Origin of the sequence: Stenotrophomonas sp. PE591 (assembly GCF_018320795.1) — a bacterium.
Lineage (GTDB): Bacteria > Pseudomonadota > Gammaproteobacteria > Xanthomonadales > Xanthomonadaceae > Stenotrophomonas > Stenotrophomonas maltophilia.
Genome location: NZ_JAAOKO010000007.1, coordinates 38,992 through 57,760 on the forward strand (window position 1 = coordinate 38,992; position 18,769 = coordinate 57,760).

Here is an 18,769-nt window from a genome sequence, read left to right on the forward strand (position 1 = left end):
CTTGCTGCGACGACGGTTCCTGCAATAAGAAGCCAGCCGGCCACGCATGCGGAGACTATTCGCATTCATTCCAACATCTGGTTCTGGGAAATCATTACCCTGATGCTGGTGAGCCGGCTTGGCAATGAAACAAATACGAATCTACACATCAGCGCAGGATCTGGCCGTATCGATGCGGGGTGACGTATCCGGCCGCATGGTAGGCAAAGATCTATAGCCACAGCCGCCGATATCTGACGCAAATAGCCCGAGTTCACCTTGCTCATCCGTACGCCCCATAGCATGTGTGATTCATCGAATCGGATCGGGACATGCGCAGGGTACTTCTGGCAGCGATCATCACTGTCTCAGCGTCAGCGGCTGGCGCTGAAACGCATGTAGCTGCCGACGGTGCGACACCGCAGGGAAGCCTGCGAGTCGAGGAAAGATCGCCCGTGATCAAACAACTTTGCAAGACAGAGAAGGTCTGGCTGTCCTGGAACAAAGCCGTACCAAACGCAACGCTGGTGACCTGCGATTGCAGTTGCACATCGCATGACAACTCAGGATGGCTTGTCGAGTGGCAACCGGAAGTCGACACCTATCGGGTGCATCGAGTCTCTCTCGGCAAGGTTTTCAGTCCCACGGAGTTCCGTCGGGCTGGTGCGCGGATTCAGGACATCGTCTCGTCGCATCCGTGGTGTTCAGGCGCCAAACCGAGCATGCCGACGAATGCCGTGTTTGCGACGTTGGTGAAGCAGCCCACGGAATCGGGCGATGAGCCTTACTGCTTTAGGCCCCACTTCTTCATAGGTGATCGGAATTTCCCCCTGAGGAGAAATCCGATGTCGGGCGAACAGTTCTCCGACGCGCCCGCAGAAGAATCGGCGCTGATCACGCGGGAGGTCGAGATGCTGCGTGACTGGAGGCGGGAGTTTGCACCTGAGTAGGGCATTGGTGCCCTCGGAAAAATTATTGGGGCTATACATTCTGGAGTTTCAGTGATGTTTGTTTTGAAGCGCTTGGCACTGGCATTTCTTGCTGGCCCACCTCTGCTCTTGTCGGCCTGCGCGGTGAATGCCAGTGCGATCTATGGCGTCAACCACACTCATTGGGCCATCAACCGATTCAGTGTCGATGGCCGTTCAGCCGTTGACATCATTGGCCCATATCAAGGCGGCGGTGGGGGATGCTGTTACGGTGCACCAGAACGTTGGCATCCGGGGCTGATGGTGCGGGTAGACTGGGAAACGGGTGCCGGAAGTACAGGAGATTTTCCTGGAACCGAAGACTGGGCCAAATTCTTAGCTTGGGAGAAGAAAATCCTGGCGCAAAAGCGCAGGCATAGCAAAGTCGTCGCCGTCCCGGATTACACCGGCCAGAAAGTCTGCGGCATCACCGTACATTTCCTGCCCTGCGATGACATTCAGGTCACCACCTCCTGTTACGCCTACGGCAGCCCCGAGTACCCGATCAAGATTCCGCTTGAGTTGCCAGAACCGCAGTCATGCCCGGCACAACGTACCGACCAGCAGAAGGCGTATTGATGGACGAGTTTGCATGCGAGGGTAAACGCATGCAAGGCGGTCGAGAGGCATCCGAATGAGATCCTTTCCCACGGCGTGAAGGTTGGCATGCGAGCCGAGCACGGCTCGACCCTACAATCGGCCCATGACCACCACCGCCCCAGCCGACCTCCCCGCCATCCTGCACACCCTGCGCAGCGCCTGGCAGTCGCAGCGGCCCACGCTCGACCAGCGCGAAGCCGACCTGCGCCGCCTGCGCGAGGCGCTGAAGCCACGCCTGGACGAAATGGCGCAGGCCATCGCCGAGGATTTCGGCCATCGCGCCCACGTGGAATCGAAGCTGGCCGATGGCATGAGCGTGCTGTCGGCCATCGATCACCTGCGCCGCCACCTGCGGCGCTGGTCGAAGCCGCAGCGGGTCGGTGCAGGCTGGAAGCTGTGGCCGGCGCGTGCGCAGCTGCGGCCGACGCCGCTGGGCGTGGTCGGGGTGATCTCGCCCTGGAACTACCCGGTCACGCTGGCGCTGGTGCCGCTGGCCACCGCGATTGCTGCCGGTAACCATGTGCTGCTGAAGCCTTCGGAACACACGCCGCGCACCAGCGCGTTCCTGGCCGATCTGCTGGCCAGTGTGTTCCCGCCCGATCGGGTGGCGGTGGTGCAGGGCGGGGCGGACGTGGCCTCCGCGGTGTCCTCGCTGCCGCTGGACCATCTGCTGTTCACCGGCTCGACGGCTGTTGGCCGCAAGGTGATGGCGGCCGCAGCCGAGCATCTGGTGCCGGTCACGCTGGAGCTGGGCGGCAAGTCGCCGGCGATTGTCTGCCGCGATTTCCCGCTGGACAAAGCCGCCGCGCGGCTCGCCACCGGGAAATGGTTCAACGCGGGCCAGACCTGCATCGCGCCGGATTATGTGCTGATCGATACCATTCGCCAGCGCGAATTCGTGCAGGCGCTGCAGCAGCAGGTACGCGAGCGCTACGGCGATTTCAGCAGCGCCGACGACTACACCCGCATCATCAACGAAGGCCAGTACCGGCGCCTGCAGGGCTATCTGACGCAGGCGCGCGAACGCGGCGTGCCGGTGATTCCGCTGGCGCAGGTGGATGAGGCGCGCGCCGACCGCGAGCGCCTGCTGGTGCCGACCGTGGTGCTGGACCCGCCGGACGACCTGGAGCTGATGCGCGAGGAGATCTTCGGGCCGATCCTGCCGGTGCGGGCCTACCCGGACCTGGAGGCGGCGCTGGCCGACGTGCTGTCCCGCGACCGGCCGCTGGCGCTGTATCCCTTCAGCCATGACCGGGCCACGGTGGAGCGCATCCTCGGCCAGTTGGTGGCCGGTGGGGTGACGGTGAATGACACGCTGCTGCACTTCGCCGCCGATGGATTGCCGTTTGGCGGGGTAGGGGCCAGCGGCATGGGCGCGTACCACGGCCGGGCCGGGTTCGATGCGATGAGCAAGCGGCTGCCGGTGCTGTGGCAGTCGCGCTGGGCGGCCAGCGACCGGCTGCGGCCGCCGTATTCGAAGATTGCGGGGTTGTTGAAGCTGCTGCTTCGGTAGTGCCGGCCGCTGGCCGGCAACTGCGGGGTCTTGCCGACGGTTCATGGGTTTGCCGGCCAGCGGCCGGCACTACCGGTGGGTGCCCACCTGGGGTGGCACGCGTGCCAAGCCCACCCGGGTAGAATGCCCGCATGAAGATCGCCTCGTGGAACGTCAATTCGCTCAATGTCCGCCTGCCGCACCTGGAGCAGTGGCTCAGGGAGTTCGGCCCGGACATCGTCGGTATCCAGGAAACCAAGCTGGAGGACCACAAGTTCCCCGATTCGGCGCTGATCGCCGCCGGCTACCGCAGCGTGTTCGCCGGCCAGAAGACCTACAACGGCGTGGCGCTGCTGTCGCGTGAGCCGGCGCAGGACGTGCAGATCGGCATTCCCGGCTTCGAGGACGAACAGAAGCGCGTCATTGCCGGTACCTTCGGCGACCTGCGGGTGATCAACCTGTACGTGGTCAATGGCCAGGACATCGGCACCGACAAGTACGACTACAAGCTGCGCTGGCTCGAGGCGGTGCATGCCTGGATCGCCGAAGAACTGCAGCGGCATCCGAAGCTGATCGTGATGGGTGACTTCAACATCGCCCCGGACGCGCGCGATGTGCACGACCCGGAGGTGTGGAACGACAACCACATCCTGACCTCCACCGCCGAGCGCGGCGCGCTCAACAAGCTGCTGCAGCTGGGTCTGCACGATGGCTTCCGCCTGCACAACGACGAGGCGGGCACCTTCAGCTGGTGGGATTACCGTGCCGCCGGCTTCCGCCGCAACCTGGGCCTGCGCATCGACCTGACCCTGGTCTCCGATGCGCTGAAGGGCAGCGCGGTGGCCTCGGGCATCGACCGCGAGCCGCGCACCTGGGAACGCCCGAGCGACCACGCGCCGGCGTGGGTGCAGATCGGTTGAACGAACAGGGCCCGACGATTGCCGGGCCCGTTCTGGAACATCCGCCGGCCAGTGGCCGGCACTACCCTCGGATCACCGTATGCTCTTGCGGGTGAACAGGTTGACGATCGCCAGCAGGATCACCGCGCCGATCAGCGAGAACAGGAAGGTGCGGATGGTGATCGCTTCGTTGATGCCGCCGCCGAACAGCCAGCCGGAAATCAGCGCGCCGACGATGCCGACCACGATGTTGAGGATGATGCCCTGCTGGGCATCGCGCTTCATGATGATGCTGGCCAGCCAGCCTACGATGCCGCCGACGATCAGCCAGATGATGATGCCCATGATCGAACCTCCGGTGGGGAACTGTGACCAGTTGACGCGCAGGGCTGTGAACCCGTCGTGCAATTGCGTGATGGGCGCGTGCGGATGAGCCTGCCAGCCACCCTCGACGGTCCGTGGCGCTTCGGTCCGGTAACGGTCTGGCGGCGTCCGCACGTGCCGGGCCAGCGCGGTGAACCGCAGGCCCGGCAGGTACTGGCGCAGGCGCTGGGCACCGATCCGCAGACGCTGCCACTGGTCCGTGACGACAAGGGCCGGCCGGAGCTGAGCGGCCCGTTGGCCCACTACGGGACCGGCTGGAGCCACAGCGGTGAGGTGCTGCTGGTGGCGCTGGGCGAAGGCGTGCGGCTGGGCGTGGACCTGGAACTGCTGCGGCCGCGGCCGCGTCTTCTGGAAATCGTGCGGCGCTTCTTCCACCCGCAGGAGGTGGCCTGGCTGGAACGCCTGGACGAGGCCGACCGCGAGCACTGGTTCTTCCGCGTATGGTGCGTCAAGGAGGCCATCCTGAAGGCGCACGGGCAGGGCATCTCGTTCGGGCTGCACCGCCTGCAGCTGGCGCCGGGGGCCGATGGCGCTCTGCACCTGCGCTGGTGCGCCCCGGAACTGGGCGAGGCCGCGCGCTGGCACCTGCACGAATGGCAGGCCACCGGCCAGTTCCGTGCGGCGTTGGCCTGGTATCCGCACTGAAGCGGGGAATCAGCGCGCAAAACCGGCGATAATGGCGGCATGAGCGAACACCCACTTCCCGCCAGCGTGGTTGCCACGCTGGAACAGGGCCTGGCCAGCATGGGCCTGGACGCCGCGCTGGCGCCGCCGCTGCTGCGCTACCTGGCCCTGCTGCACCGCTGGAACGGCACCTACAACCTCACCGCCATCCGCGACCCGCAGGAGATGGTTACCCGCCACCTGCTCGATTCGCTGGCGATGCAGCCGTTCGTGGCTGATGGCAGCCTGGCCGACCTCGGTACCGGCCCCGGGTTGCCCGGCATCCCGCTGGCGATCGCCTGCCCGGGCCTGCAGGTCACCCTGGTGGAGAGCAACGGCAAGAAGGCGCGCTTCATGCGCGAGGCCGTGCGCCAGCTCGGCCTGGGCAACGCCCGCGTGGCCGAATCGCGGGCCGAAGCGCTGGACGAGGCCGGTCGTTACGACCAGCTGACCGCGCGCGCAATGGATACCCTGGCCGGCATCGTCCGTGTCGGTGGCCATCTGCTGCGCCCCGGTGGCGTGCTGCTGGCCATGAAGGGCGTCTACCCGCATGAGGAGATCGCGGAACTGCCGGCTGGCTGGCAGGTGCGTGAGGTGACCCCGCTGAGCGTGCCCGGCCTGGCCGGCGAACGCCACCTGGTCACCGTTACAGGTCCCTGATTCCCGCCGCCAGCCCTTTGTGGAACAACGGGTTGGCGATCCACGATTTCCGCAAGGGGCCGGTTGTACGCATAATGACCGGTCCCAACCATCCGTCGACGAGGCACACCCGCATGGCCCGCATCATCGCCATCGCCAACCAGAAGGGTGGCGTCGGCAAGACCACGACCGCCGTCAACCTGGCCGCTTCCCTGGCCAACGCACCCAAGCGCGTGCTGTTGGTCGACCTGGACTCGCAGGGCAACGCGACCATGGGCAGCGGCGTGGACAAGCGTGAGCTGGCGGCCTCCACCTGCGATCTGCTGCTGGGCGAGAACAGCGCCGCCGATGTGCGCGTGCAGACCGCCGAAGGCTACGACCTGCTGCCGGGCAACATCGACCTGACCGCCGCCGAGATCCAGCTGATGGGCCAGAGCGAGCGCGAGCAGCGCCTGAAGCGCGCACTGGCGCCGATCCGCGACGAGTACGACTACATCCTGATCGATTGCCCGCCGGCGTTGTCGCTGCTGACGCTCAACGCGCTGGCCGCTGCCGATTCGGTGATCGTGCCGATGCAGTGCGAGTACTACGCACTGGAAGGCCTGAGCGCGCTGGTGGAAACCATCGAAGCGCTGCGCACCAGCCTGAACCCGGCGCTGGAGATCGAAGGCGTGCTGCGCACCATGTTCGACGTGCGCAACAACCTGGCCAACGCAGTGTCGGCCGAGCTCACCGAGCACTTCGGCGACCGCGTGTTCCGCACCATCGTGCCGCGCAACGTGCGCCTGGCCGAGGCGCCCAGCCATGGCCAGAGCATCGTCGGCTACGACCGCGCCTCGCGCGGTGGCGTGGCCTACCTGGGCCTGGCCGGCGAGATCATCCGCCGCAACAACGAACGCAACAAGGCCGCCAAGGCCGTGGAGACCGTCTGATGACCAGCAGCAAGCCGGCAGCCAAGAAGCGAGGCCTCGGCCGTGGCCTGGATGCGCTGCTGGGCCCGAAAGGCGCGGTCAGCCAGGTGCAGGCCACCACTGCGGTGATCGAACCGCTGCCGGGTGAAGTGCTGCGCAAGTTGCCGGTCGGCCAGCTGCAGCCGGGCAAGTACCAGCCGCGCCGCGAGATGGACGAGGGCAAGCTCTCCGAACTGGCCGACTCGATCAAGTCGCAGGGCGTGATCCAACCGATCCTGGTGCGCCAGCTGCCGGCAGGCAACTACGAAATCGTCGCCGGTGAGCGCCGCTGGCGCGCATCGCAGCTGGCCGGCCTGGACGAAGTGCCGGTGGTGGTGCGCGAGCTGGAAGACCGCACCGTCATCGCGATGGCGCTGATCGAGAACATCCAGCGCGAAGACCTCAACCCGCTGGAAGAAGCCGAGGCGCTGCAGCGCCTGATCAGCGAGTTCACCCTGACCCATGCCGAGGCCGCCGAGGCCGTCGGCCGCTCGCGCGCGGCGGTGTCCAACCTGCTGCGCCTGCTGGAGCTGCCGGTGGCGATCCGGCTGCTGCTGGAAACCCGCCGCCTGGAAATGGGCCACGCCCGCGCGCTGCTGACCCTGGCTCCCGAGCTGGCTGGCAAGCTGGCGCAGGAAGCTGCCGATGAAGGCTGGTCGGTGCGCGAGGTCGAGCGCCGTGCGCAGGCCTTCGCGGCCGGCAAGGTGCCGAGCAACCGCCCGGTGGCGACGCCGAAGGTGCAGCAGGCCGACATCGCCTCGCTGGAAACCGAACTGTCCGAAGCACTGGGTGCCAAGGTGGCGATCAACCACGGCCGGGGCGGCAAGGGCAAGCTGATCATCCACTACACCGACCTGGATACCCTGGACGGCGTGCTGGAAAAGCTGCGTACGCGCCAGGGCTGAGCCCGGCGCCGCGCCAGGGGGTGCGGCCTGTTCCCGCCGCGTCCTGCAGATGACAGGGAACGCACCGCCGCGCGTGCCGGGGATGCACTGCTCTCCGGTCCGTGGCCTCATCCAGGGAACAGGACATGAGCAACGAATACGAGGACGTCAGCCCGGACGGCACCCAGATACTGGTACATCGCCGCGAAAAGGACTTCGTGCCCGCCATCGGCGAAGAACAGCACATCGAGGCGATCAGCGCCCACCTCGAACGCCATCTGGGCCCGGTGTCCGGTGTCTTCCACGAGATCATCTCCGATCTGGTGCACATCGACGTGCACGTGGTGCCGGCCAATGACCACTGCCCGTACCTGCGCCTGGTCACCTCCGGCATGAGCGACCTGCCGATGACCGTGCCCGCCGAGGTGGACGCGGACGTGCCGCGCTACATGGAACTGATGGTGACCCTGCCGGCCGACTGGCCGATCTCCCAGGACGCCTTCGAGGACGAGCGCAATTACTGGCCGGTGCGCCTGCTGAAGGGCATGGCACGGCTGCCGCACGAGTACGACACCTGGCTGGGCTTCGGCCACACCATTCCCAACGGCCATCCCAGCGAGCCCTACGCGCCGGGCGTGGGTTTCGACGGTGCCATCGTGCTGTCGCCGGTGACCGCCCCGGAGGACTTCGCCACGCTGGCGCTGGAGGACGGCAGGACCATCAGCTTCATGAGCCTGGTTCCGCTGTACCCGGAAGAGATGGACCTGAAGCTGAAGAAGGGCGCCGAGGCGCTGCTCGACCGCTTCGATGCGAAGAACATCCAGGACGTGATCGAACCCGGCCGCACCAACGTGGCGAAGAAGCGTTTCGGTTTGTTCTGAGACCGGTAACATCAGGGGCCTGAACTTCGTTTCCAGGCCCCTGTCATGACCATCCTGCTCACCGGCGCTGCCGGCTTCATCGGTGCCTACACCGCCCGCGCGCTGCTGGAGGCCGGCCAGCCCGTGGTCGGCCTGGACAACTTCAACGACTACTATGACCCGCAGATCAAGCGCGACCGCGTGGCTGCGCTGTGCCCGGCGCTGGACCTGCGCACCCTGGACCTGACCGACCAGCAGGGCCTGGCGGCACTGTTCGACGAGGTGAAGCCGACTGCGGTGATCCACCTGGCCGCGCAGGCCGGCGTGCGCTATTCGCTGGAAAACCCGCACGCCTACGTCGACAGCAACCTGGTCGGCTTCGTCAACATGCTCGAACTGTGCCGTCACCGTGGCGTGCAGCACCTGGTGTATGCCTCCAGCAGCTCGGTCTACGGTGATTCGGCCACGCCGCCGTTCTACGAGGACCAGCGCGTGGACCAGCCGCGCTCGCTGTACGCGGCGACCAAGGCGGCCAACGAGCTGATGGCCTATACCTACGCGCAGCTGTACGGCCTGCGTGCCACCGGCCTGCGCTTCTTCACCGTGTATGGCCCGTGGGGCCGGCCGGACATGGCACCGCTGCTGTTCTCGCGCGCGGTGCTGGCCGGGCGGCCGATCGACGTGTTCAACGAGGGCCGCATGCAGCGTGATTTCACACATGTCTCCGACATCGTGTCGGGTATTCTCGGCGCGCTCGCGCATCCGGCCGATGGTCCGGTACCGCACCGGGTGTTCAACCTCGGCAACCATACGCCGGTCGAGCTGGAGCGCTTCATCAGCGTGATCGAGCAGGCCGCCGGTCGCCCCGCGCAGAAGGTCTACAAGCCGATGCAGCCGGGCGACATGGTGCGCACGATGGCCGATACCCGGCGCGCCCATGACGCATTCGGCTTCGACGCGGTGACCCCGATCGAAGAAGGGTTGCCCCCCGTCGTGCAGTGGTGCCGTGAGTATTTTGGCGACCGCGCCTGAGGACGGATCCTCACACAGCCGGATTCATCTTCGGATAACCTCGGCTTCGGAGAATGCGCGGTCTTTGTCCCCCTTTGGCCGAGTGCCTTATGAGCCAACCCGAGCTTTCCGTTGTCGTCCCGGTGTTCAACGAACGCGACAACGTCGCCCCGCTGGTTGCCGAAATCACCGCTGCACTGCGTGGCCGGCTGCCGTTCGAGATCATCTACATCGACGATCACTCGCGCGATGACACCCTGGCAGTGCTGCAGGGGCTGAAGGCGACCACGCCGGAACTGCGGGTGCTGCACCACGTGGACCAGAGCGGGCAGAGCACCGCCGTGCGCACCGGTGTCAAGCATGCGCGGGCGCCGTGGATCGCCACCCTGGATGGCGATGGCCAGAACGATCCGGCCGACATTCCCAAGCTGCTGGCCGCGCGCGAGGCCGCCGAGGCGCAGGTGAAGCTGTTCGCCGGCTGGCGGGTCAACCGCCAGGACAGCGGCAGCAAGCGCTGGGCCAGCAAGTGGGCCAACGCCATCCGCGCACGCATGCTGCGCGACGATACGCCCGATACCGGCTGCGGCATCAAGCTGTTCGAGCGCAGCGCGTTCCTCGACCTGCCGTACTTCGACCACATGCACCGCTATCTGCCCGCGCTGATGCAGCGTGCCGGCTGGAAGACCACCAGCGTGCCGGTCAACCACCGCCACCGTACCGCCGGCGTGTCCAAGTACAACAACCTGGGCCGTGCACTGGTCGGCATCCGTGACCTGCGCGGCGTGGCGTGGCTGATCACCCGCAGCAAGCGCACCGCGGTGGAGGAGCGTTGATGGATCTGGAGCTGCACTGGCTCGACCAGCCGCTGACCTGGTTGTACTGGACCGGCCTGCATGTGACCGGCTGGAAGCTGATCGGCTACACCGGCGCGCTGATGTTCGGCGGCCGCTGGCTGGTCCAGTTCATCGCGTCCAAGCGTGCGGGCAAGCCGGTGATCCCGCGGCTGTTCTGGTACATGAGCGTGGTCGGCAGCCTGATGACGCTGAGCTACTTCCTGTTCTCGGCCAAGCAGGACTCGGTGGGCGTGCTGCAGAACCTGTTCCCGGCGTTCACCGCGCTGTACAGCCTGCAGCTGGACATCAAGCACCGGGGCTGGAAGCGGGACAAGGCCAGCCATTGAGGCTGCGCCGGGATGCGGTCTGCTGTGGGTAGAGTCGAATGTCAGTCGACTTTCGCGCGGAGCGCGGGGTTTGCTGCATATGGCGGAAGAGCAGCCGACTGACAGTCGGCTCTACCACGCGCCTCCGGCGCTGGGCCCCGGCCTGCGGCCGGTTCCCGGTCCTGCCTGCGCTGCAGGCAGGACCTTCGTCCCATGCCGTGGGCCGTGGGCGGTGCCATCATCGGGGTCTGCCTTCCCGGGAACCTGTGCTCGTGAAAACCCGTCTTGCCGTTGCCCTGCTGATTGCCCTGTCCGCGCCCGCCGTGGCCCTTGCCGTGCCGCCTGCCACCGCCGCACCGGCCAGCGTGGCCACCGAATCGCCCGCCGATGCCGCCTTCCGCGCGCTGTACGAGAAGGAATGGAAGTGGCGCCAGCAGGGCGGCGGCGAGGCCAGCGAAGACGAAGACGCGCCGGCCAATGCCACCCGCATGCCCGATGTCGGCCCGGCCGCGCAGCAGGCGCGCCTGAAGGTGTGGGACGAGACCCTCGCCGCGCTGAAGAAGATCGACCCGAAGACCCTGTCGCCCGACAACCAGGTCAACTACGCGATCTACCACGACCAGGTGTTCAACCTGGCCGAAGAGACGCGCCTGCGCGGCTACGAGATGCCGTTCAACGCCGACTCCTCGTTCTGGTCCAACCTGTCCTTCATGGCCCGGCGCGAGATGAAGACCGTGCAGGACTACCAGAACTACATCGCACGGCTGAACGATGTGCCGCGATACTTCGGCCAGCAGACCGAGAACATGCGTGCCGGCCTGAAGCGTGGCTTCAGCGTGCCGCGTGCCGTGCTCGATGGCCGCGAAGTGTCCATCGCCACCGTCGCCGAGCTGAAGGACCCGACCGGATCGCCGTTGTACGCGCCGTTCAAGAAGCTGCCCACCACCATCCCGGCCGCCGAGCAGGCCAGGCTGCAGGCGCAGGCGCGTGAAGCGATCAGCGGCAAGGTGGTGCCGGCGTTCCAGCAGCTGCGCACCTTCTTCGTCAACGAGTACGTGCCGCAGGCGCGCACCACCCTGGCCGCCGAAGCGATGCCTGATGGCAAGGCGTACTACAAGCAGCAGATCCACGAATACACCACGCTGGACCTGTCGCCGGACGAGATCCATCGCATCGGCCTGGATGAAGTCGCACGCATCCAGAAGGAAATGAACGACATCATCAAGCAGGTGAAGTTCAAGGGCAGCTTCGCCGAGTTCCTGACCTTCCTGCGTACCGATCCGCAGTTCTATGCCAGGACGCCGGAAGAGCTGCTGTCGCGTGCCGCGTGGATCTCCAAGCGGGCGGACGGCCAGCTCGGCAAGTACATGACGCTGCCGCGCGCGCGCTTCACCATCGTGCCGGTGCCGCCGGATATCGCGCCGTTCTGGACCGCCGGCCGTGGTGGTATGGGCACCTACTGGCTCAATACCTACAACCTGCCGTCGCGCCCGCTGTACAACCTGCCGGCACTGACGCTGCATGAGTCCGATCCGGGCCACGCGCTGCAGGGCGCCATTGCCGCCGAGCAGAAGAACCTGCCCGAGTTCCGCCGCAATGCCTACATCTCCGCCTATGGCGAAGGCTGGGCGCTGTACTGCGAGAAGCTGGGCGTGGAAATGGGCATCTACGAAACCCCGTACGAGGATTTCGGCCGCCTGACCTATGAGATGTGGCGCGCCGCGCGCCTGGTGATCGACACCGGCGTGCACAGCAAGGGCTGGACCCGCGAGCAGGCGCTGGCCTACCTGCGTGACCACACCGCGCTGAGCGAGCATGAAGTGACCACCGAAGTGGACCGCTACATTTCCTGGCCGGGCCAGGCACTGAGCTACAAGCTGGGCGAGATCGCCATCGTGCGCCTGCGCGCGCAGGCCGAGAAGGAACTGGGCGACAAGTTCGACATCAAGGGCTTCCACGACACCCTGCTCAAGCAGGGCTCGGTGCCGCTGCCGGTGCTGGAACAGCAGATCCAGGCCTACATCGCCGAGCGCAAGAAGGCCTGACCGCTACCGGGTAGTGCCGGCCGCTGGCCGGCAATCCGACCCGGTCACGGGGTCGGATCCCTTTCCCACGGAAAGGGCTCCGACCCCCTCTCAGCTCACCCCACCGCCCGCGGCTTGGCCACCCGTGCAGCAAAGGTCGGCAGCACCAGCAGGGTCAGCACGGTGGCGGTGATCAGGCCACCGATCACCACCGTCGCCAACGGCTTCTGCACTTCCGCACCGGAACCGCTGGCAATCGCCATCGGAATGAAGCCGACGATGGCCACCAGCGCCGTGGTCAGCACCGCGCGGATGCGGCTGGAGGCACCGTTGATCGCTGCCTGCAGCGGCAGGTCACCGGCATCCAGGCGTTCGCGGATCGCCTGCATCAGCACCAGGCCGTTCAAGGTGGCCACGCCGGAGACGGCGATGAAGCCGACCGCCGCCGACACCGAGAACGGCATGCCCCGCAGCAGCAGCGCGAGGATGCCGCCGACCAGCGCCAACGGCACGCAGCTGAACACCAGAATGGCTTCCTTGCCGCTGCGCAGGGCCATGAACAGCAGGCTGCCGATCAGCAGGAACACCACCGGCACCACCGTCGCCAGCCGCTTCTCCGCGCGCTGCAGGTTCTCGAACTGGCCACCCCAGGTCAGGTAGGCACCCGGCGGCAGTGCCACGTCGGCCACCGCTGCCTGCGCCTCGCCGACGAAGCCGCCCAGATCGCGACCGCGCACGTTGGCCTGCACCACCACGCGGCGGCTGCCGTTGTTGCGGCTGATCTGGTTCGGTCCTTCGCTGACCGTGATGCGCGCCACTGACGACAGCGGAATCACCAGCCCCGAAGGCGTGGCGATCGGCAGCGAGGCCAGCTGGTCCGGATCGTTGCGCGAGGCATCGTCCAGGCGCACCACCACGTTGAAGCGGCGATCACCTTCGAAGATCTTGCCGGCCGCCGTGCCGCCAATGCCGGTGGACAGTGCATCACTGACGTCTGCGGCAGTCAGGCCGTACTGCGCCGCCGCCACGTGGTCGATCGCCACGTTGAGCGTAGGCAGGCCGGAGATCTGTTCCACCCGCACGTCGGCCGCGCCGTTCACCGCACGCAGCTTCAGCGCCACCTGGTCGGCCACCTTCTGCAGCTGGCTGAAGTCATCGCCGAAGATCATCACCGCCAGGTCGGTACGCACGCCGGAAATCAGCTCGTTGAAGCGCAGTTCGATCGGCTGGCTGAACTCGAAGCTGTTGCCCAGCTGCTGCCCGGCCAGCTTTTCGAAGCGCGCCACCAGTGCGTCCTTGGCCAGCTTCGGATCGGGCCAGTCCTTGCGCGGCTTCAGCACGATCACGCTGTCGGAGATGTTGGTCGGCATCGGGTCGATGGCCGCCTCGGCGGTACCGGTACGCGAGAATACGGTTTCCACTTCCGGCTGCTTGGCGATCGCTTTCTCCAGCGCGAGCTGCATCGCCAGCGACTGCTCCAGTGAGGTCGACGGCACGCGCAGGGCCTGCATCGCCACGTTGCCTTCGTCCAGCGTCGGCATGAACTCGCGGCCCAGCAGCGAGAACGCGCCGATGCCCACCACCACCATCATCACCGCAGCTGCCAGCACCGTGCGCGGATGTGCCACGGCCTTGCGCACCACCGGTTCGATGCGCGCACGCAGCACGCGGATCAGCCTGGTCTCGTGCTCGCCATCTTCGGCATGCGTATCGCCGTCCTTTACCTTCGGCTCGCGCACCAGCAGCGCGGCCATCGCCGGCACGAAGGTGAAGGAGAACAGGAAGGCACCGACCAGGGCCAGCATGAAGGTCGCTGCCATCGGGTGGAACGTCTTGCCCTCCACACCTTCCAGCGTGAGGATCGGCGCGAACACCAGCAGGATGATCAACTGTCCGAACGCAGCTGGACGCGCCATCTTCATCGCCGAATCGGCAGCCACGCGCAGCCGCTCCATCGCGGTCAACGCACGGCCCAGTTCGGCGCGGCGCTGGCCCAACATCAGCAGCGTCGACTCGACCACGATCACCGCACCGTCCACCAGGATGCCGAAGTCCAGTGCACCCAGGCTCATCAGGTTGCCGCTGATGCCGAAGCGGTTCATGCCGATCACTGCGAACAGGAACGACAGCGGAATCACCAGCGCGGTGATCGTCGCTGCACGCAGGTTGCCCAGCAGCAGGAACAGCACCACCACCACCAGCAGCGCGCCCTCGGTGAGGTTCCTGGCCACGGTCTTGATGGTGGAATTGACCAGCACGCTGCGGTCCAGCACCGGCGCGGCCACAATGTCGGCCGGCAGCGATTTGTTCACCTGTTCCAGACGCGCCGCAGCGGCCTGCGCCACGGTGCGGCTGTTGCCGCCGGCAATCATCAGCGCGGTACCCAGTACGGCTTCATGGCCGTTGCGGCTGGCCGCACCCAGGCGCGGCGCGCGGCTCAGCTCGACCTCGGCCACATCGGCCACGCGCACCACCACGCCATTGCGGGTCGCCACCGGGGCCTGTGCCAGATCCTCGGTGGTCAGCGCCAGGCCATCGGCACGCACCACCAGTCCTTCGCCGGCGCGCTGCACGAAACCGGCACCGGCCTGCACGTTGGAACGCTGCAGGGCGGTGACCAGATCGGCCAGGCCGAGGCCGTGCGCGGCCAGCCGGGCGCTGTCCGGATGCACGCCATATTCCTTGACGTAGCCACCGACCGTATCGACGCCGGCCAGCCCCGGGCTGGAACGCATCTGCGGCGCGATGATCCAGTCCTGCACGGTGCGCAGGTAGGTCGCACGTTCTTCCGGCGTGCGCAGCAGATTGCCTTCCGGCGTGCGGTAGACCTCGCCGGCCTGCCAGCCGGCTTCACCCGGCTTGGCCAGCTTGGCCGGATCGAACGTGGTGAAGTCCACGGTCCACATCAGCACTTCGCCGAGGCCGGTGGTAACCGGCGACAGCATCGGCGACGCGCCATCGGGCAGGTCTTCAGATGCCTCGCGCATGCGTTCGGCCACCTGCTGGCGCGCGAAGTAGATGTCGGTCGCATCGGTGAAGATCGCGGTGACCTGCGAGAAGCCATTGCGCGACAGTGAACGCGTGGTGGTCAGGCCGGGGATGCCGGCCAGCGCGGTTTCCAGCGGGTAGGTCACCTGCCGCTCGATCTGCTCCGGGGTCAGCGCCGGTGCCACCGTGTTGATCTGCACCTGGCGGTTGGTGATGTCCGGCACCGCGTCGATCGGCAGCTTGCCCAGCTGGAACAGGCCCACCGCGGCGATCAGCGCCGCCATGAACACCACCAGCCAGCGGTGGCGCACCGCTGTTTCAATGATCAGCTTGAACATGGTCGCCTCCTCAGTGGCCGTGCTCGGCTTCGCCCTTGGCCAGCTCGGCCTTGAGCAGGAAGGCGTTGCTGCCAACGATGCGCTCGCTGCCGGTCAGGCCACCGAGGATCTCGATGCGGTCACCGGCACGGCGCCCAGCCAGGACCGGCTGCGCCTTGAAGCCACCTTCGACGGCAACGAACACCGCGCTGCTGCCATCGACGTTCTGCACCGCATCGGCCGGGACGCTGAGCGAGCTGTCCTGGCCTTCGGTGACCACCACGGCCGATACCGGCGAACCGGCCGGCGGCAGCGACGCATCCACCGGCGTGGCACGGATCACCGCGACGCCGCCCTGCTGGCGGACATCGGCGGCCGAACCGGTGACGGTGGCGGTGAAGCTGCCACCCGGCACGCTCACTTCCAGCTTCATGCCGGGCGTGACCTGTGCGGCCAGCGCCGGCGGTGCGGTGAACACCAGCTCGTTCATCGTCGGGTCGGCGACGTCGGCCACCGAGCTGCCGGCGGCGACCACGCCACCCGGGGTGACCTGCACGTTGCCGACGATGCCGGCTACCGGGCTGGTGATGCGCACGCGACCGCTGCTGTCCGGCGAACCGTTGGCAGCGGCCTGGGCCTGCGCGGCGGCGGCCTGGGCCTGTGCCGCCAGCGAACGTGCACGCGAGGCTTCCATCTCCTGGCGGGCGACCACGCCCTGGTCGACCAGCGCCTTGTCGCGGCCATAGGCCAGCCGCGCGGCTTCGGCTTCGGCCGCTGCGGCCAGCGCATTGGCGCGGAACACCGCCGCTTCGCCGCTGACCACGATCGCCAGTGCCTGGTTCTGCTTCACCGCGGTGCCCGGTGCGACCAGCACGCGCTCGACGCGGCCGGTCACCGTGGAGGCCACCGACGCGCGTGCGCCGACCGACGGTTCGACCCGGCCGGACAGGCGCGTGGAACCACCGCCACCGCGACCGATCGCGACCACTTCAATACCGGAGGCTTTGATCTGCTCCGGGGTCAGCTGCACCACGCCTTCGTCGGCGTCAGCAGGCGCCTTCGCGGTTTCTGCCTTGGCTTCCTTGCTGCCGGCGGCATGGCCGTGGCCATCGTCGGTGCCGGCCTTGGCCGCAGCGGGGTTTTCATTGGCAGGCGTCTGCGCGTTGCCGGCGCAGCCAGCCAGCAGGACGGTCAGCAGCACGCCGCCGATCAGCGGGAAAGTACGGGAGAGAGTCATGGAGCCTCCACAAAGGGTGCGCGCCCTTCCAGGCGGGCAAGATCGATTTCCGCGGCGACGCGCGACAGGCGCGCATCCACGGCGGTGCCGCGGGCGGCGATGAGGGCGCTGCGCGTGCTGCGCAGTTCCAGCTGCGAGATGCGTCCGGCGTCGAAGCCAATGCGGGCCAGGCGATATGCCTCTTCGGCGGCGACCACGCTTTCATCAGCGGCGCGGGTACGGCTACTGGCGGCCTTCAACCCGGCCACCGCAGAGAGGCGCTCGGCCTCGCTGTCGCGGCGCTGCTGGTCCAGGCGTGCTTCGGCCGCGCGCTGGTCGGCATTGGCGGCGCGGATGCCACCGCGGTTGCGGTCGAACAACGGGATGCTGAGGCTGACCCCGAGGTTGTAGGCGCGCTCGCCGCCTTCGCGGAAGCGGGTCTGCGCGGCGGTGACACTGAGGTCGGGCAGGGCGCGCTTGCGTTCCACCTCGACCAGCTTGCCCGCCGCATCGGCTTCGGCTTCGGCAATGCGCACCGCCAGCGCCACGTCGGTGGCACCGCGCGGCAGCGGCGGCGCACGGTCGAGCAGGCTGTCGTTGATCGACTGCACCGGTGCATCCAGCAGTGCAGCACCGGCCAGGCGGGCCAGCGCGGCATCGCGGAACGCCTGCGCTTCATCCAGCGCTGCGCTGGCGTTGGCCACCTCGCTCTGCGCCTGCACCGCACGCAGCTGCGGTTCGCGGCCCTGCTTGACCAACGCGTTGACGGCGTTGGCGTCAGCGCGGGTGAGGGTCAGTGCTTCTTCGGCCAGGGTGTAGCGGCGCAGTGCACTTTCCGCCTGTGCGTAGACCACCGCCAGCTGGCTGGCCACGTCGCTGCGGCTTTGGGCACCACGCAGGTTGGCGGCCTGTGCTTCGGCCCGGGCGGCACGGACGCGCGCGCCACGCTGGCCCCAGACCTCCAGCGGCTGGGACAAAGTGAGCACGGTATCGGCCTTGCCCATGCCGCCATAGGAGCCGGTGCCCCAGGCATTTTCAGCGGAGTAGGAGAGGGAAGGGTTGGGCAATGCACGGGCCTGGTCGGCGCGCGCGTCGGCGGCCTCGGCCAGCGCCGCACCCACACGGGTGCCGGGCAGCTGGTCCAGGCGTTCAAGCAGGGCGTCGTAGGAAGGGGCGGCTTGCGCCATCACCGATGCCGCCGGGGCCAGGCCCAGCAACACAGCGACGACCAGCCCGGCCGCGCGCGGCGACCGAGGTGTCAGGATCGACATAGGGGGATTCCGGTTGTGAGTGAAACGGGAGCCCGCAATCGCGGGACGCGCTCAACTCACGCCCGGGGGGGACGCGTCAATTCATCCTGGGCGACCGCATAGGTCGCCGCGTCGCCGGCATTCATCCAGCGCGCCGGCAGTGGCGCACCGAAGGCGGCGAGGGTACTGGCCGGCAGGCTCAGGTTGGAGTGGTGGCAGTGGTTGTGGCCACAGGCACCAACATGCTTGCCGTCGGTATCGCCATCGGCATCCGGTGCGGACTCCACGTGCACCGTGCTGGCGTGCGGTTCCACCGTGCAGGCCAGCGCGTCGGCCACCGGCACGACCACGAATGCCGCCATCAGCAGCAGCATCAGGTACGAGCGAAGGTGGCGGGCGATCCGGCGCATGGAAGGGAGGCTAGCAAGCGGTTTTCGCCGGATACAATATCAATGGCCGCTTCGGGAATACGTCGGAATCTCCCGT

18 protein-coding genes are annotated in these 18,769 nt (G+C 67.2%); 13 read left to right on the forward strand and 5 right to left on the reverse strand.

Features of this window, described 5'->3' with window-relative positions:
- Nucleotides 1–434: 434 nt before the first annotated feature.
- From JLDANKMP_RS16060 to xth, 4 genes are all read left to right on the forward strand, one after another.
- On the forward strand, nucleotides 435–929 hold the full coding sequence (locus tag JLDANKMP_RS16060) for a hypothetical protein (RefSeq protein WP_212561627.1): 495 nt from the start codon (nucleotides 435–437) through the stop codon (nucleotides 927–929).
- Nucleotides 930–983: 54 nt separating this feature from the next.
- Nucleotides 984–1,526 (forward strand): DUF3304 domain-containing protein, encoded by a 543-nt coding sequence (locus tag JLDANKMP_RS16065; protein WP_212561628.1) that lies wholly within the window; start codon nucleotides 984–986, stop codon nucleotides 1,524–1,526.
- A gap of 124 nt (nucleotides 1,527–1,650) precedes the next feature.
- A complete protein-coding gene (locus JLDANKMP_RS16070; protein ID WP_212561629.1) occupies nucleotides 1,651–3,060 on the forward strand; it encodes a coniferyl aldehyde dehydrogenase in 1,410 nt (469 codons plus the stop codon).
- A gap of 131 nt (nucleotides 3,061–3,191) precedes the next feature.
- Nucleotides 3,192–3,959: an exodeoxyribonuclease III gene (gene xth / locus JLDANKMP_RS16075; protein WP_033835352.1), complete on the forward strand. Its 768-nt coding sequence runs from the start codon at nucleotides 3,192–3,194 to the stop codon at nucleotides 3,957–3,959.
- Between the two features lie 72 nt (nucleotides 3,960–4,031).
- On the opposite strand, the gene JLDANKMP_RS16080 is transcribed toward xth, so the two are convergent.
- Nucleotides 4,032–4,283 carry a GlsB/YeaQ/YmgE family stress response membrane protein gene (locus JLDANKMP_RS16080; protein WP_005411656.1) on the reverse strand — a complete coding sequence of 84 codons (252 nt, stop codon included), beginning with the start codon at nucleotides 4,281–4,283 and terminating at the stop codon, nucleotides 4,032–4,034.
- 84 nt (nucleotides 4,284–4,367) lie between these two features.
- Between JLDANKMP_RS16080 and JLDANKMP_RS16085 the strand changes: the two genes are divergently transcribed.
- From JLDANKMP_RS16085 to JLDANKMP_RS16125, 9 genes are all read left to right on the forward strand, one after another.
- Nucleotides 4,368–4,967 (forward strand): 4'-phosphopantetheinyl transferase superfamily protein, encoded by a 600-nt coding sequence (locus JLDANKMP_RS16085; protein WP_005411655.1) that lies wholly within the window; start codon nucleotides 4,368–4,370, stop codon nucleotides 4,965–4,967.
- 39 nt (nucleotides 4,968–5,006) lie between these two features.
- A complete protein-coding gene (gene rsmG / locus JLDANKMP_RS16090) occupies nucleotides 5,007–5,645 on the forward strand; it encodes a 16S rRNA (guanine(527)-N(7))-methyltransferase RsmG (protein ID WP_005414912.1) in 639 nt (212 codons plus the stop codon).
- Between the two features lie 113 nt (nucleotides 5,646–5,758).
- On the forward strand, nucleotides 5,759–6,556 hold the full coding sequence (locus JLDANKMP_RS16095; RefSeq protein ID WP_005411653.1) for a ParA family protein: 798 nt from the start codon (nucleotides 5,759–5,761) through the stop codon (nucleotides 6,554–6,556).
- Nucleotides 6,556–7,479, forward strand: coding sequence for a ParB/RepB/Spo0J family partition protein (locus JLDANKMP_RS16100; protein WP_005411652.1), 924 nt, complete (start codon nucleotides 6,556–6,558; stop codon nucleotides 7,477–7,479). Before JLDANKMP_RS16095 ends, JLDANKMP_RS16100 begins: the two co-directional genes overlap by 1 nt.
- Nucleotides 7,480–7,604: 125 nt before the next feature.
- Nucleotides 7,605–8,339 (forward strand): suppressor of fused domain protein, encoded by a 735-nt coding sequence (locus JLDANKMP_RS16105; RefSeq protein ID WP_059035936.1) that lies wholly within the window; start codon nucleotides 7,605–7,607, stop codon nucleotides 8,337–8,339.
- Nucleotides 8,340–8,384: 45 nt separating this feature from the next.
- Nucleotides 8,385–9,350 carry an NAD-dependent epimerase/dehydratase family protein gene (locus tag JLDANKMP_RS16110; protein WP_212561630.1) on the forward strand — a complete coding sequence of 322 codons (966 nt, stop codon included), beginning with the start codon at nucleotides 8,385–8,387 and terminating at the stop codon, nucleotides 9,348–9,350.
- A gap of 89 nt (nucleotides 9,351–9,439) precedes the next feature.
- Entirely contained in the window at nucleotides 9,440–10,162 is a 723-nt protein-coding gene (locus JLDANKMP_RS16115; RefSeq protein ID WP_212561631.1) for a glycosyltransferase family 2 protein, read from the forward strand.
- Nucleotides 10,162–10,509 carry a lipid-A-disaccharide synthase N-terminal domain-containing protein gene (locus JLDANKMP_RS16120; RefSeq protein WP_005414908.1) on the forward strand — a complete coding sequence of 116 codons (348 nt, stop codon included), beginning with the start codon at nucleotides 10,162–10,164 and terminating at the stop codon, nucleotides 10,507–10,509. The genes JLDANKMP_RS16115 and JLDANKMP_RS16120 overlap by 1 nt, the downstream gene beginning before the upstream one ends.
- 251 nt (nucleotides 10,510–10,760) lie before the next feature.
- On the forward strand, nucleotides 10,761–12,533 hold the full coding sequence (locus tag JLDANKMP_RS16125; protein ID WP_099485159.1) for a DUF885 family protein: 1,773 nt from the start codon (nucleotides 10,761–10,763) through the stop codon (nucleotides 12,531–12,533).
- 95 nt (nucleotides 12,534–12,628) lie between these two features.
- Here the strand turns inward: JLDANKMP_RS16125 and JLDANKMP_RS16130 are convergent, their stop codons facing one another.
- Genes JLDANKMP_RS16130 through JLDANKMP_RS16145 form a run of 4 tightly spaced genes read right to left on the reverse strand, consistent with a single transcriptional unit; the run spans nucleotide 12,629 to nucleotide 18,693 of the window.
- Nucleotides 12,629–15,838 (reverse strand): CusA/CzcA family heavy metal efflux RND transporter, encoded by a 3,210-nt coding sequence (locus JLDANKMP_RS16130; RefSeq protein ID WP_099490690.1) that lies wholly within the window; start codon nucleotides 15,836–15,838, stop codon nucleotides 12,629–12,631.
- Between the two features lie 10 nt (nucleotides 15,839–15,848).
- On the reverse strand, nucleotides 15,849–17,054 hold the full coding sequence (locus JLDANKMP_RS16135; RefSeq protein WP_212561632.1) for an efflux RND transporter periplasmic adaptor subunit: 1,206 nt from the start codon (nucleotides 17,052–17,054) through the stop codon (nucleotides 15,849–15,851).
- The gene (locus tag JLDANKMP_RS16140) at nucleotides 17,051–18,304 is read right to left on the reverse strand and encodes a TolC family protein (protein WP_043034425.1); all 1,254 of its coding nucleotides are present in this window, start codon (nucleotides 18,302–18,304) and stop codon (nucleotides 17,051–17,053) included. The genes JLDANKMP_RS16135 and JLDANKMP_RS16140 overlap by 4 nt, the downstream gene beginning before the upstream one ends.
- A 56-nt stretch (nucleotides 18,305–18,360) precedes the next feature.
- Entirely contained in the window at nucleotides 18,361–18,693 is a 333-nt protein-coding gene (locus JLDANKMP_RS16145; protein WP_088429526.1) for a hypothetical protein, read from the reverse strand.
- Between the last annotated feature and the right edge of the window lie 76 nt (nucleotides 18,694–18,769).